Raw genomic sequence first — 13,737 nt, 5'->3', positions numbered from 1 at the left:
TCTCCGCAAGTGAAAGCGGCACCAGCAACGGAAAGAACGCTAAAAAGATTTAGCACTCAAGCTCTTAATCGATTTAGGGCTTGAGTCCTATCGGAGCGGGGCAAGGACCAGCAAGAGTATGCGCTTATCGACCTTGAGCGGCTTCAAAGAAAATCTCTGGACTATCCACCTCAATCAGCCTTTTTCTGTCAATTACCCAAAAACGATTGCCAACATTACGCACGAAACTGCGGTCATGCGAGACAATCAGGCTCGCTGTTTCATCACTTAACAATTCCGCTTCCAGTGCTTCCTGGCCATCAATATCCAGATGATTGGTTGGTTCATCCAGAATATAGAAATTCGGCTTGGTCAGGCGCAAAACCAACATGGCAAGACGCGCCTTCTGCCCTCCTGAAAGCCGCGACAACGGCTTGGCCTGTAATTCCAGCGTCATGCCAGCGCCGGCAAGCAAGGATCGGGCACGCTGATCGCCAATATCGAAACGCTTCATGATCGTTTCAAAAGGCGTTGAGTTATACTTAAGCTCGGATAAAGCCTGATCGCTATAACCCAGCACCAGCGACGGCGTCGCCTTGATGCCTGTAAGCGAGTGTTCCGGCTGAATGATTGCTTCGCGAACCAGTGTCGATAACCGCGTTTTGCCCGTGCCATTGGCACCCAGCAGCACGACTCTATCTCCGGGGTTGATCCAAAGCTGATCGGTTTTATAAAGAGAGCGGCCATCGGGCGTCGCAATCTCGGCCCGATCAATCATGATCAACGCCTTGGCATGGCTGCCCCTTCCGTCGAGCTTGATCGTGCCAGCAGAACGCTCGATATGCGCTGCTTTTGCGCTTTCCTCGATTTTCTCGGCTCGCGCGCGCAGTTGCTTGGTTTTCACCACCAGCAAATCGCTGCCCGAATTGATGCCAATATTATTGAGCTTCGCCGCCTGTCTTCGCAATTGCTGGACAATTTTCATGTCCTTTTCAAACTGACGCGCATCCGCAGCATCTATCTCATCAAGCGCCACACGCGCCTGACTATAGGGCAAAGCAAAAACAAACGACTTCTCCGCGCGCAGAAAAAGCGTGCGCTTCGTCACCTCATCAAGAAAAGCGCGATCATGGCTGCACACAATGACCGCCACCGAACGCGGAAGTGCAGCAAGCCAGTTTTCCAGCAAGTGCACTTTCTCAAGATCAAGATGGTTGGTCGGCTCGTCCAACAAAAGGACATCAGGCTCGGACACCCACGTGTGCGCCAGAAGCGCAAGTCGCTGCCAGCCACCGCTCAATTGCCGAATGGAGAGTTCACGCAGTTCTGCCGGAACATTGAGATCGTCGAGCACAATGTCGGCGCGCCAGCTTTCATAATCGCGTGCGTCTTCATCCAATCCTCCAAGCACAACGTCATAAAAGGACATGTCCATCAGGTCATCGGCAACATATTGGCTGACATAGCCGATTTTGAGTCCACGCGAGCGGGTAATGACACCGCTGGTCGGCTCCCCCTCTCCCACGATTAATCGTAAAAGACTGGTCTTTCCACGACCATTGGCGGCAACAATTCCCAACCGCTCGCCTTCACCAACGATGAAATCGAGGTTTGCAAAGAGTGTTTCATGAAGCGTAAGCGATAGATTCTGAATAGAAATAAGAGACATGGCAATGAGCCCAATTTTGCCAAGCACAAGTGAGCAGCGTCCAAAGCGCTTTATCGATGTACTTGCAAATGTCCGGCAACAGCATTTGAAGCTGCGCCTTCGGAAAAAGGCAGAAAAAGACTTTTGTTTCAGTCTTAATCGGCCCTGCACAATTTACTGTTGCAGGGCAAAATCAGGGCCGTACTGACGATGATGGTCGTGACGTGTCACATCCATATTACAGCCCTCCTTTTCCATGTTTGTCTCTCAGCCGGACAATTCCTACCGGGGTTTCTTAACAAAATCGTTGCCGCCCTTCAAGAGCGGCAACGTGACCGACGTTTCTCAGCCTGCGCGCTCGATACGGATCATCTGCGGCTTGTTGACAAGGTGATCATCCTTGAGAATGGCATCAAGCGCCTTTTTAACAGCGGCTTCCGTTGTCTCGTGGGTTACAAGAATGACCGTCTTGATGCCATCACTCACGTCACTGTCCATCAAAGGACGCTGAACGATGGATTCAAGCGAAATGTCATTTTCCGCCATGCGCTTGGCAATCGCGGCAAATGCACCAATGCGATCATAAACCGTCAAGCGAATGAAATAACCGCCGGCATGTTTGCGCATTTTTGCGCGCTTATAAGGCTGCAAGGCTTTTGCAGGCGTGCCGAAAACCGGGCCATGCTGGAATCCGGGACGGCTCTTGGCAATATCCGCGAGATCACCGATCACAGCCGAAGCCGTGGCGTTGCCGCCCGCACCCGGACCGGAAAGCAACAGTTCACCCAGAAGGTCGGTTTCGATTGCCACGGCATTGGTCACGCCATGCACCTGCGCAATAACCGATGAGGTGGGAACCATGGTCGGATGCACCCGCTGCTCAACGCCGGTGTCGGTTTTCTGCGCAACGCCAAGCAACTTGATTCGATAGCCAAGCTCGTCGGCAGCACGAATGTCGGCCAGCGATATGTTGCTGATGCCTTCAAGATAAATATCGTCAGCGGCAATGCGCGTGCCAAATGCAAGGCTTGTGAGCAGCGCAAGCTTGTGCGCGGTATCATTGCCCTCGATGTCGAAGGTGGGGTCAGCTTCCGCATAGCCAAGACGCTGGGCATCAGCGAGGCAATCTTCAAACGAGATTCCCTCTTCCCACATCCGGGTGAGGATGTAGTTACAAGTACCGTTCATGATACCATAAACGCGCGAAACCGTATTGCCGGTCAGTGATTCACGCATCGCCTTGATGACAGGGATACCGCCAGCAACAGCCGCTTCAAAATTAAGAAGCACGCCCTTCTCTTCGGCAATCTCGGCAAGCGCCACGCCATGCTTTGCAAGAAGCGCTTTGTTGGCGGTCACAACGTGATGACCAGCACGCAATGCAGCTTCAACAGATGCCTTAGCCGGGCCTTCATCGCCACCGATCAACTCGACGAAAACATCAATGCCAGCGCTTTTGGAAAGTTCGACCGGATCGTCAAACCATTCAATGCCACCAAGATCGACGCCACGATCCCGTGTGCGGTCGCGTGCACTGACAGCGGTAACGATAACCTGTTTGCCGCATTGACGAGTGAGCATTTCGGCCTTGTCACGCAGAATACGCAACACCGAAGCACCAACGGTGCCCAATCCGGCAACGCCGATCCGCAATGCATCACTCATTATCTCGACCTTCTGAATTGTTGATTTTGTATGGGAGGGAAACAAGGGCCGACCAGAAGACGCCCCTTGTTATGTTCGGTTAAAATCGCTTAGCGGCGACCTTCAAGCGGAATAACATTATGTAGATTCTCATCCTTTGTGGACAGGAAGCGCTTGATGTTACGCGCAGCCTGACGGATGCGATGATCGTTCTCGACAAGAGCAATACGAACATATTCATCACCATGTTCGCCAAAGCCTACGCCCGGTGCCACGGCAACATCGGCCATCTCAACCAACAGCTTGGAGAATTCGAGCGAGCCCAGCGCACGAAAGCGCTCTGGAATCGGAACCCATGCAAACATGGTTGCAGCCGGCGGCGGCACATCCCAGCCAGCACGGCCAAAGCTTTCAACCAGCACGTCACGACGCTGCTTATACACATTGCGGACATATGCAATGTCAGAGCCATCACCATTCAGCGCTGCGGTTGCCGCAACCTGAATAGGTGTGAACGCGCCATAATCCAGATAGGATTTTACGCGGGTCAAGGCTGCAATCAGACGCTCGTTACCCACTGCGAAGCCCATGCGCCAGCCCGGCATCGAGAATGTCTTCGACATCGAGGTAAATTCGACAGCCACATCCATTGCGCCCGGCACTTCAAGAACCGATGGCGGCGGGTTGTTTTCGTCGAAATAGATTTCCGAATAAGCGAGATCGGACAAAATAATGAGATCATTCTTGCGGGCAAAATCGACCACATCCTTATAGAAATCCAACGTCGCAGTATAAGCCGTCGGATTCGAAGGAAAGTTGAGGATCAGCGCCAGCGGCTTTGGAATGGAGTGCTTTACCGCGCGATCCAGCGCACGAATAAACTCTTCATCCGGCTTAGCAGGAATCGAACGGATCACACCACCCGACATGATAAAGCCAAACGAGTGAATCGGATAGGTTGGGTCCGGGCAAAGCACCACATCGCCAGGCGCTGTGATTGCCTGTGCCATGTTGGCGAAGCCTTCCTTGGAACCAAGCGTCGCAACAACCTGTGTATCCGGGTTAAGCTTTACACCAAAACGACGCGCATAATATTGCGCCTGCGCACGGCGAAGACCCGGAATACCCTTCGATGAAGAGTACCGATGCGAGCGCGGATCCTGAACAGCCTCACAAAGCTTATCGACAATGTTCTTAGGCGTCGGCAGATCGGGATTACCCATTCCAAGATCGATAATATCGGCACCGGCCGCTCGCGCCGATGCCTTCAGGCGGTTAACCTGTTCAAAGACATAAGGTGGCAAGCGACGGACTTTATGAAATTCTTCCGACATGATCCTGTTCCAGAAAGGGGTTGAATGAAACGGCGCGTATGCACCGGGTTAGGAGCTATACACCTGTTATCGAATCGGGTCGAGACTTGTTACGCCTCAGCGACGAAGCTTTTATATGTCAATAAAAGCCAATTATTCCCCGGATTCGATCTGCTTGAGGGTCGCGTCTGTTTCTTCCTGCGCCTGCTTACGCAACGCGGCAGCCTGCGCTGGTGTCAGTGTCGCAGAGGAAGAACGCGAAACCGCAAGGCGCGTCCGGTCAGAATCAAGCCCTGACGTGATCTGCGCTTTTTCTTCGGGCGTAATCTGCGTGGTTGCAGCTTTCGGCATACGACCAAAGGTCGGATAGGTATCGGTGCGCTTGGCACCTTCCTGCGGCGTGCCTCGAAATTCCGCCCCACCGGCACAGCCCGCAAGAAACGCCACGACTGTTGCTGCCAGCATGAAATTGGCAATCTTCCGCGTGTTCTTGGTCATATGTCCGGTCCCAATTCTGATATTCTGCCTGCATCTGGCAATATGCCTGATGCGACACAGATAATATAATGCGAAATGGATAGCACCATCTCAATACGTCATGTCAACATGTGAGTTGAAAATGATAAGACTGGAAGCACTCGAGCGACAACCTCAGTAGCAAGTATAAACAAAAATTACGAATAGTAATATTGCGTTATTTCAATGCAATTTGAAGGTCATTTGCTCCATTCTAAAACATTGAGTGCTTTTCAGTAGTTGCCTTTGGCAGTTAAAAATCCTAAAAATTGGTTACAGTTTATCACTCGTTGATTTGTATCTTAGCGCTTTAAAGCGATGACAAAACTGATCTTTTCGCGATAAGGCGCTGAAAATATTCAAGCATTTCCAGAATGGGTTCGACAGGGCCTTGCATAGGAAGTGCTTAAAACAAAGTGATAGAGCGGTTTGAAAATCCGTCTTGATGGAAACCGCTTTCGTTATCTACCCCGGTCTTGGTGACTGGTTTCTGTGAGTAAATCTGCTTTCTATTGATTAGCGAAACTCACATGGAAGAGCTGGAGCAGACATTGAAACTTGCAGAGCCATCGCAAAAAACGACAAGAAAACTGCTTTGCGGCAGTGTAGCCCTGATTGCGCTTGTTCTGACATCCTGCACGTCTACGGGTAACGGCAATTCACCATTACAAATGACAAACAGCGCCGATGGTTCCATTATTGCGGATACGCTTCAGAGTGCCGCCGATCAGACAATCGCTGCCGAAGCAGCCCAAACAGGCGCAGCAACTCAAAAACAAAAGCCGACTGCTGTTGCCGAAGCAAAACCGGTTGAAAACAGCGCAAAGGCTGTAGCTTCAGCAACCCCGACAACCGGGACAGCTTCACAGGCACCGGACAGCTCTGTTCAGGTTGCGGCTCTTGCGACAGAAAGCAAACCCTCTTCTCTGTTCAGCATATTCGGCAAAAAGCCAACCGAATCCCCCGCTGAAACCGCCGCCGCAACAGAAGCGAAAAAGCCTGATCAGAAAGCTGAAGTGCAAACTGCAGCCACGCCCGAAGCCAAGCCGGAGGCAAAAGCTGAGGCGGCAGAAGCAAAACAGCCAGAGACACCCAAACCCGCAGAGCCGGAAAAACCAGTTCAGGTGGCGTCGCTCTTTGGCTCAGCAAAGAACGCCAATGCCTATGTCGCGCCCCAAAGCCCGGCGACGGCCGGCCAAGGCAGCATCGCGCGCCTGTTCAACGACGAGGACGCGGGCAACTCAAAAAATAAGAAACTTGCCGTTGTAAGACCTAACACAAAATCAACGCGGGACTATAATTATTCGCTTCCTGGCGTGCGCCCCAATGGCGGCTTTGAAATCAAGCATCGCAAAAGCATCTATGATGATAGCGACATTGATGCCAATGAATATGATGATTATGCATCCGTGCAACTTGCCTCGGCACCCGGATTGGCGCGCCTTGCGCCCAACGGCTTGAAAGTCCAGCGTGAAACGGTCGATGTGGCCTGCCTCAAGCCGCAGCTTGTGACAATGCTCAAGACGATGGAACGTCACTTCCGTCGCCCCGTCATGATCACATCCGGCTATCGCAGCCCGTCCTATAATCGCAAGGTCAATGGTGCACGCAAATCACTGCACATGATCTGCGCTGCTGCCGACATTCAGATTTCCGGTGTTTCAAAACACGAGATTGCACGCTTTGCACGCAACATGCCAGGACGCGGCGGCGTCGGCACCTATTGCCATACCACCGCAGTTCACGTGGACGTCGGCCCTGAACGTGACTGGAACTGGAGCTGCAAGAAATAATCCAAATGTTTAAAGCCGGGATCAGTTCCCGGCTTTTTCTTTAATTTTCATAGTGATAGCTACGTCATCAGCCATATGGCAGACGACAAAACCGGCCCCCGGCGAGTTTTTTTTAGAAAAGTTATATTAAGGGCTTGCGAGTCAGGTTCTTCCTGAATATAAGCCCACTCACACCAGCTACAGGCGCCCATCGTCTAGCGGTTAGGACAGCGCCCTTTCACGGCGCAGACAGGGGTTCGATTCCCCTTGGGCGTACCACTTGCTGGTTTTTCTTTCCAAAATCATGATTGCCAACAAACCTCAAGCGACGATTTCGTCTGATGCGGTGTATCTCCGCTCTTCTTGGCATGCCCCCTCTATCCCTTTGTTTTCGCATGTTTCCTTTGACAAGCGCAGCCACTGAATTTTTCTTGAATATTTTCTCAAAAAGGACTTGCGTGGCAGAATTTTCCTGCCTATAAGCCGACCCACACCAGCAACAGGCGCCCATCGTCTAGCGGTTAGGACAGCGCCCTTTCACGGCGCAGACAGGGGTTCGATTCCCCTTGGGCGTACCACTTGCTGGTTTTTTATTACCCTAAAAATTGATATGAATATAAGTGGCACAGCCTCTGGCACGATGTTACGCGTGGTCCGTTCAAACAGAAAACCGGACAAACATCATGGCCAAAACAACAGCAATCGTGTCCACCACGCATGCAAGCCGCTATTTGCAGCAACTATGCAAACATTGGGCGCATAAGTTCACAGTCGAATTTACGCCGGAAAGCGGTCGAATCGATCTGGATGAGAATCGCGTTGTCATGCTCAATGCCAGCGAACAGAATCTCACTGCGACCATAGAGGCTCCGGAAGCAATTCTCGAACAGATGGAAAACGTCGTTTCGAGCCATATTGTGCGCTTTGCGTTCCGCGAGGAGCTGATCTTCAATTGGATGCGGGAATAACTTGCAACGGCGCCCCCATAAACCTAAATCGGTGCATGCTTTTTCCAACGCCCCTTGTGACGGGTCGCCTTGAGCGACGCTATAAAAGATTTCTGGCCGATGTTACGCTTGATGATGGGCGTTTCATCACCGCTTCTGTTCCCAATACCGGTTCGATGCTTGGCCTGACCGCGCCCGGCTCCCGCGTTTGGCTCAGTGTCTCAGACGCTCCGCATCGCAAATATCCGCATACACTCCAGATCGTTGCAGCCGACAATACCCTTGTTGGCGTCAATACTGGCCTGCCAAATAAAATTGCCGAGGAAGCCATCCTGGCAGGTATGATTCCCGATTTGAAAAATTACGGGCTTCTCAAGCGCGAACAGAAATATGGCCGCAACTCACGCATCGATATTCTTCTTGATGCAGGGGACCGCCCCCGCGCCTATGTGGAAGTAAAAAATGTGCACTTCATTCGCACCCCTTCCCTGGCCGAATTTCCCGATACCGTCACCGCGCGCGGTGCAAAACATCTTGATGAACTCATTGATGTTGTATCCGCTGGTCATCGAGGCGTGATGGTGTTTATTATCCAGCGGAGCGATTGCAACAGATTCAGCATCTCCGGCGATCTTGATCCGGCTTATGCACGCGCATTTGAACGCGCACGCGCGGCAGGGGTTGAGGCATGGGCGATTCGATGCCAAATATCAGATAAAGGCATCCATGCTGAGACTTTGGTGCCAATAGTATATGAGAAAGACGAGTTGAGATGGTGACTTATATTGAGGCGACGAGCGCACCGATGAAATACACGGGGCAAATCAGGCTTTACGGCCCCGAAGCCTTTGAAGGTATGCGCAAGGTCTGCAACCTGACCGCCCGTTGCCTCGACGCGCTCAACGACATCGTCAAGCCAGGTGTGACAACCAATCAGATAGATCGTTTTGTGTTTGAGTTCGGCATGGACCATGGCGCTTTTCCGGCGACACTGAATTATCGCGGTTATACAAAATCGACCTGCACATCCATCAATCATGTGGTTTGCCACGGCATCCCTGATGACAAGCCACTGCGGGAAGGTGAAATTGTCAATATCGACGTTACCTATCTGCTTGATGGCTGGCACGGCGACTCAAGCCGCATGTATGCGGTGGGTGAAATCAAGCGCGCCGCTGAACGCCTTCTGGAAGTAACCTATGAAAGCCTCTTGCGCGGTATTGCTGCGGTCAAGCCCGGTGCGAAGACCGGCGCGATTGGTGCCGCAATCCAAACATATGCAGAAGGTGAACGCTGCTCAGTCGTTCGGGATTTCTGCGGCCACGGCGTCGGTCAGCTTTTTCATGATGCGCCCAATATTCTGCATTATGGCACCCCTAATGAAGGCGTCGAGATCAAGGAAGGCATGATCTTTACGATTGAGCCGATGATCAATCTCGGCAAGCAGGGTGTCAAAGTTCTGGCAGATGGCTGGACTGCGGTTACACGCGACCGTTCGCTGACCGCACAATATGAACATACTGTCGGCGTCACCAACGATGGTTGTGAAATTTTCACACTGTCGCCGAAGAATATATTCGGGCCGCCATCCATGCGGTAAAAAGAGAATGAATTCTGTTTCTGCGGGGGTTCAAACAGAATGGCACCCAAAAATAAGAAACCGGGAAGTTTTGACCTTCCCGGCTTTAATGAAGGTATTCATTTAACGGCTCAAGTTGAAAAGCCGCATCATATGGGGCATCGCGAGCGGCTGCGGCAACGCTTTAAAGCAGCGCCCGATGCACTAGCCGATTACGAACTGCTTGAATTGCTGCTTTTCCGTGTTATCCCGCGCGCAGACACAAAGCCACTCGCGAAGTCTTTGCTCATCCGTTTTGGCTCTCTTGCAGAGGTTCTGGGCGCACCGGAAAAGCTTCTCGCAGAAACGCCGGGAATCGGCCCTTCAATCGCCCTTGAGCTTAAAATCGTTGAAGCTATGGCCAAACGCTCAGCCCGTAGCACCGTGATGGAGCGTGAAGTGCTTGGCTCGTGGAGCCAGGTTATTCAATATTGCACAACGGCCATGGCCTATGAAACGCGTGAGCAATTCCGGGTATTATTTCTCGACAAAAAGAACCGCCTCATTGCCGATGAAGTTCAACAGCAGGGCACCATCGATCACACACCCGTCTATCCGCGCGAGGTCGTAAGGCGCGCACTTGAGTTGTCTGCGTCAGCAATTATCGTTGTTCACAATCATCCGTCCGGCGATCCCACGCCATCGCGTGCCGACATCGAAATGACCAGGATTCTGATTGACGCCGCAAAACCAATCGGCATTGCGCTGCACGACCACATAATCATCGGCAAGCACGGTCATATCAGCATGCGTGGTCTGAAGCTGATCTAAAGCGAACCCGAAAAATGGGAACCAGCTTTCGGAACAGGTTAGGCTTGAAAACAAAAAGAAATGCTTTGGGTATGGTTACCTTTCATTAAGCATGTGAACGAAAACGCATGCTTACATCGACCGACCCGTTCGAATTTTCTTAAATTTAGACACAATCACAGGCGACGAGAGAGGCAGTCCGGGATCCGGGTTTCCGCCCCGCCCCGAAAAGAGTTCAAGCATATTTCCCGGCAGCGTTTTGACGGGAAAACTGGAGTAAAAAATGTTGAAGCGTTTCTATACCGCCGCTGCTTTCGGTGTCGCACTTGTTGCTTTTTCTGGGCCGTCATTTGCGGCCGACATAATGGACAACACCGATTATACCTATAACGAGCCCGCAGCATCGGGATCACACGACTGGTCAGGCAACTATATCGGCGCACAGATCGGTGCCTCCTCGTCGCGGGTTCCGGGTCCATTCACCAACCGCACAGGTTTGCTCGGTGGTGCCGTGATTGGTAAAAACATGCAGAGCGGCAATCTTGTTTTCGGCGGCGAGCTGGAAGGCAATTTTGCGGAAGCCGAACATCGTATCGGCAACGGTGGCAGCCTTCAGCAGTCGTGGAACGGCAACGCCAAAGGCAAGGTCGGCTATGCAATTGACAAGACGCTTATTTATGGCACCGCCGGCTACGGCGTCACGAAGTTCAAGGCAAAAGACGCAACCACCTCGGCACCGGGCTGGCAGGGCGGCGCATTGATCGGCGCAGGTGTTGAGCAGGCTATCTCCGGCCCTATCTCGGTCAAGGCTGAATATGACTTCCAGCGTTTTAACGACGTGAAGTCAAAGGTAAACGGCGTTACGCAATATAACAATCTTAAGAACCATTCGATCAAGGCCGGTGTAAACTACCGCTTCTAAAGCATGTCGCGGAAAAGTGGGAACTGCCTTCGCGTGGAAATCAGTCCGCCGGGCTGATTTCTATTCCCACTGCGAACCATAATACAATTGTCCACACAGCCAGAGCATTTCCTGTTTTGATTGAACCTTCGGAAATGCTCTGGCCGTTTTTTTTTACGCATTATCCCACGCAAAACCGCTTCACACTTTTGCTGGAAATGCACTAGTCTTCGGGGCCGCGGCGGGCATTATCGCCATCATAGCCGCGCCGCCAGTAAGCAACGATCAACTGCTTATCTTTCGGAATATGACGCTCTTTGCGCATGTAGGTTCGGATTGCGCGAAAAGCGTTAAATTCGCAGCCTGCCCAAACATAGATATTTTCTTCACCTTCAGGCAATTCAACCGCACGAACAGCGTCCTGCAAAAGCGTTGTCGTTCCGGCTTCCTGGCCGTTGCGATGCAGCCATTGCAGATCAACATCAGCCTTTGACGGAATGCTCTGCTCTTCCGCAGCACTATCAATCTCAACACGGACAACGGCCTTAACGCCTTCTGGAAGGCGTTCCAGAATGCGCCCGATTGCTGGCAGCGCTGTTTCGTCACCGGCCAGCAAGTACCACTGTGCATCGTGAGCTGCATCACCGCCACCGGGACCGGTCATGCCGACAATATCACCCGGCTTGACGCTCATTGCCCAACCGGACCCCGGCGCATCACAATCATCGCCATGGACAACCATATCGATATCAACCCAACCGGCATCCACATCGATCCGGCGAATTGTATAAACACGCGCCACGATCTGCGCTTCACCTTCCGGCCAGACCGGACGGCCGTCCTCCCCCATGAGTGGCCATTGCGGCTGAGCCAATGCTTTTTGCGGGAAAAGTAGACGGATATGAAGGCCATGTTGCGAAAAACGTTTCAGATTTTCACCCTGCAAACGCACACGGCGCATATGCGGCGTTACATTGGAAACCGAAACAACCTTCATTTCGCGGAAATAAGGCAGCAACTCTCCGGCAGCGCCATCACCCACCCAGCGGATATTCGGCGGAGTATCGTTCTTATCAAGAAACTCCAAAATATGCGAAGCAATCGACAGCTTCATATAGGCAAGGCCGGTATCATCACCACTGCGCACATCAACATCAACCGCTTCGTCATTCCAGCGCACATTTGCCTGTCCAAATGTCAAAACGAGCTTAGCGCTGCTTTCGTTACGCTCCACATCACCATGCTCGTCAAAATGATCCAGCAACTGCTTGACGATACGATCGGGGTTGTCGAGTGCGATACGAGCGTTGGCGTTCAGGCTCAATTCGGACATGCCTGTCTCCTCATCAGAAATAACGACCAAGCAGTAACCGAATATAACATGACGATTCAAGTCATCATTTATCTTTGATACCGCAATAAATTGTGACGGGCAGTGCCTGACGCCATGCATCAAAAGAACCAAGTGCGCCCGCTTGGGCGACTTGCAACCGCGTCAACTCACCACCATGCTGTTGACGCCAATTGAAAAGCTGCATTTCACTTTGTAATGTGACTGCATTGGCAACAAGACGCCCACCGGGTTTTAACGCTGCCCAGCAGGTTTCAATCACACCTTTGTCTGTCACGCCTCCACCGATGAAAATTGCATCTGGCGGTTCAAGACCCCGCAGCGCTTCGGGCGCATTGCCTTTCACCAGCTGCAAACCAGGTACGCCAAGCGTGCGTGCATTGCGCTCAATGATACCCTGTCGTGTTTCGTCAGCCTCAACAGCAATCGCCCGGCATGATGCATACACGCGCATCCATTCAATACCAATCGAACCACAACCCGCACCCACATCCCATAACAGCTCATGCGGCAGCGGCTGCAACCGCGACAGAGTCACGGCGCGGATATCGCGTTTTGTCAGCTGGCCGTCATTCTCAAATGCCTGATCCGGCAAACCGCTGACGGGTGAAAAAACGACGGCACCGCGTGAAGCGATACATTCAATTGCCAGCACATTGAGATCGGCGCAGGTTTCATGTGACCAATCATCAGCATTACAGCTGATAGATTTTTCCTTCGGTCCGCCGAGATGCTCAAGCACCGTCAAGTGGCTTTGGCCAAAACCTTTTTCTTTGAGCAGCGATGCGGCTTTTGCAGGCGTCGTGCCATCATTGCTCAGCACGAGAATTTTCTCGCCGGGCAGGATGTGCGCTGCCAACAGTTCAAACGGGCGCCCGTGAACACTAACCACGCGCACCTCTTGCAACGGCCATGCCATACGGCTTGCGGCAAGCGACAAAGACGAAGGAAAAGGAATGATCTGCATATCCTGTTTCGAGAAATGACGGCTCAGCGATGCGCCCATGCCATAAAACATAGGATCACCGCTCGCCAACACCACAACCTGCCGCCCGCGCTGTGCCTTGATCATCGGAAATGCATTTTCAAAAGGCGACGGCCATGCAATCTGCTCGGCGTTAATACCCTCATTGAGAAACGCCAGATGCCGCTTGCCGCCAAAAATCACATCAGCATTGATAAGCGCGTTGCAGGCATTCTGTCCAAGACCCGCAAGCCCATCTTCACCAATACCAATAATTGTCAGCCAGCGCCTCATAAGCCTTGCTCCTTTTCCTTGTTCGTATGGCGACGCTGTA

The 13,737-nt window shown here is 52.2% G+C and carries 12 protein-coding genes and 2 tRNA genes; 8 read left to right on the top strand and 6 right to left on the bottom strand.

The genetic code is table 11. The features are described from left to right. Positions 1–124 precede the first annotated feature (124 nt). The 4 genes from ABE530_RS10280 to ABE530_RS10265 form a co-directional block, all read right to left on the bottom strand. The gene (locus tag ABE530_RS10280) at positions 125–1,648 is read right to left on the bottom strand and encodes an ABC-F family ATP-binding cassette domain-containing protein (RefSeq protein WP_499694443.1); all 1,524 of its coding nucleotides are present in this window, start codon (positions 1,646–1,648) and stop codon (positions 125–127) included. 324 nt (positions 1,649–1,972) lie between these two features. Beyond that, positions 1,973–3,292 (bottom strand): homoserine dehydrogenase, encoded by a 1,320-nt coding sequence (locus ABE530_RS10275; RefSeq protein WP_265985265.1) that lies wholly within the window; start codon positions 3,290–3,292, stop codon positions 1,973–1,975. 89 nt (positions 3,293–3,381) lie between these two features. After that, positions 3,382–4,605 (bottom strand): LL-diaminopimelate aminotransferase, encoded by a 1,224-nt coding sequence (locus ABE530_RS10270; protein WP_499694442.1) that lies wholly within the window; start codon positions 4,603–4,605, stop codon positions 3,382–3,384. 132 nt (positions 4,606–4,737) lie between these two features. Then, positions 4,738–5,082, bottom strand: a complete 345-nt coding sequence (locus ABE530_RS10265; RefSeq protein WP_499694441.1) for a hypothetical protein — start codon at positions 5,080–5,082, stop codon at positions 4,738–4,740. Positions 5,083–5,651: 569 nt separating this feature from the next. On the opposite strand from ABE530_RS10265, the gene ABE530_RS10260 reads away from it, so the two are divergent. From ABE530_RS10260 to ABE530_RS10225, 8 genes are all read left to right on the top strand, one after another. Next, positions 5,652–6,893, top strand: a complete 1,242-nt coding sequence (locus tag ABE530_RS10260; RefSeq protein WP_499694466.1) for a YcbK family protein — start codon at positions 5,652–5,654, stop codon at positions 6,891–6,893. 183 nt (positions 6,894–7,076) lie between these two features. After that, positions 7,077–7,151: transfer RNA gene (locus tag ABE530_RS10255), tRNA-Glu, on the top strand. A gap of 224 nt (positions 7,152–7,375) precedes the next feature. Beyond that, a tRNA-Glu gene (locus ABE530_RS10250) sits at positions 7,376–7,450 on the top strand. Between the two features lie 105 nt (positions 7,451–7,555). Further along, positions 7,556–7,840: a DUF2218 domain-containing protein gene (locus ABE530_RS10245; protein WP_499694440.1), complete on the top strand. Its 285-nt coding sequence runs from the start codon at positions 7,556–7,558 to the stop codon at positions 7,838–7,840. A 35-nt stretch (positions 7,841–7,875) separates the two neighbouring features. Next, entirely contained in the window at positions 7,876–8,598 is a 723-nt protein-coding gene (gene sfsA / locus ABE530_RS10240) for a DNA/RNA nuclease SfsA (RefSeq protein WP_499694439.1), read from the top strand. Continuing rightward, positions 8,592–9,419 (top strand): type I methionyl aminopeptidase, encoded by an 828-nt coding sequence (gene map, locus ABE530_RS10235; RefSeq protein ID WP_265985277.1) that lies wholly within the window; start codon positions 8,592–8,594, stop codon positions 9,417–9,419. The genes sfsA and map overlap by 7 nt, the downstream gene beginning before the upstream one ends. A gap of 39 nt (positions 9,420–9,458) precedes the next feature. Continuing rightward, positions 9,459–10,208, top strand: coding sequence for a RadC family protein (gene radC, locus ABE530_RS10230; RefSeq protein WP_265985279.1), 750 nt, complete (start codon positions 9,459–9,461; stop codon positions 10,206–10,208). A 262-nt stretch (positions 10,209–10,470) separates the two neighbouring features. Beyond that, positions 10,471–11,109, top strand: coding sequence for an outer membrane protein (locus ABE530_RS10225; RefSeq protein WP_499694438.1), 639 nt, complete (start codon positions 10,471–10,473; stop codon positions 11,107–11,109). Between the two features lie 202 nt (positions 11,110–11,311). Here the strand turns inward: ABE530_RS10225 and ABE530_RS10220 are convergent, their stop codons facing one another. Together ABE530_RS10220 and cbiE are read right to left on the bottom strand one after the other, a co-directional pair. Beyond that, entirely contained in the window at positions 11,312–12,421 is a 1,110-nt protein-coding gene (locus ABE530_RS10220; RefSeq protein WP_499694437.1) for a DUF2218 domain-containing protein, read from the bottom strand. A 64-nt stretch (positions 12,422–12,485) separates the two neighbouring features. Beyond that, positions 12,486–13,697, bottom strand: a complete 1,212-nt coding sequence (cbiE, locus tag ABE530_RS10215; protein ID WP_499694436.1) for a precorrin-6y C5,15-methyltransferase (decarboxylating) subunit CbiE — start codon at positions 13,695–13,697, stop codon at positions 12,486–12,488. Positions 13,698–13,737: the final 40 nt, after the last annotated feature.

The sequence above is a fragment of the Brucella sp. TWI559 genome, from assembly GCF_039674265.1.
GTDB classification, from domain to species: Bacteria; Pseudomonadota; Alphaproteobacteria; order Rhizobiales; family Rhizobiaceae; genus Brucella; species Brucella chromiisoli.
This window is presented reverse-complemented; position numbering and strand designations above follow the sequence as displayed.

Coding starts and splice junctions, on each gene's coding strand:
- map (WP_265985277.1), top strand. CDS start 8,592: ATGGTGACTTATATTGAGGCGACGAGCGCACCGATGAAATACACGGGG.
- ABE530_RS10220 (WP_499694437.1), bottom strand. CDS start 12,421: ATGTCCGAATTGAGCCTGAACGCCAACGCTCGTATCGCACTCGACAAC.
- ABE530_RS10225 (WP_499694438.1), top strand. CDS start 10,471: ATGTTGAAGCGTTTCTATACCGCCGCTGCTTTCGGTGTCGCACTTGTT.
- ABE530_RS10265 (WP_499694441.1), bottom strand. CDS start 5,082: ATGACCAAGAACACGCGGAAGATTGCCAATTTCATGCTGGCAGCAACA.
- cbiE (WP_499694436.1), bottom strand. CDS start 13,697: ATGAGGCGCTGGCTGACAATTATTGGTATTGGTGAAGATGGGCTTGCG.
- ABE530_RS10280 (WP_499694443.1), bottom strand. CDS start 1,648: ATGTCTCTTATTTCTATTCAGAATCTATCGCTTACGCTTCATGAAACA.
- sfsA (WP_499694439.1), top strand. CDS start 7,876: ATGCTTTTTCCAACGCCCCTTGTGACGGGTCGCCTTGAGCGACGCTAT.
- radC (WP_265985279.1), top strand. CDS start 9,459: ATGGCACCCAAAAATAAGAAACCGGGAAGTTTTGACCTTCCCGGCTTT.
- ABE530_RS10245 (WP_499694440.1), top strand. CDS start 7,556: ATGGCCAAAACAACAGCAATCGTGTCCACCACGCATGCAAGCCGCTAT.
- ABE530_RS10275 (WP_265985265.1), bottom strand. CDS start 3,292: ATGAGTGATGCATTGCGGATCGGCGTTGCCGGATTGGGCACCGTTGGT.
- ABE530_RS10270 (WP_499694442.1), bottom strand. CDS start 4,605: ATGTCGGAAGAATTTCATAAAGTCCGTCGCTTGCCACCTTATGTCTTT.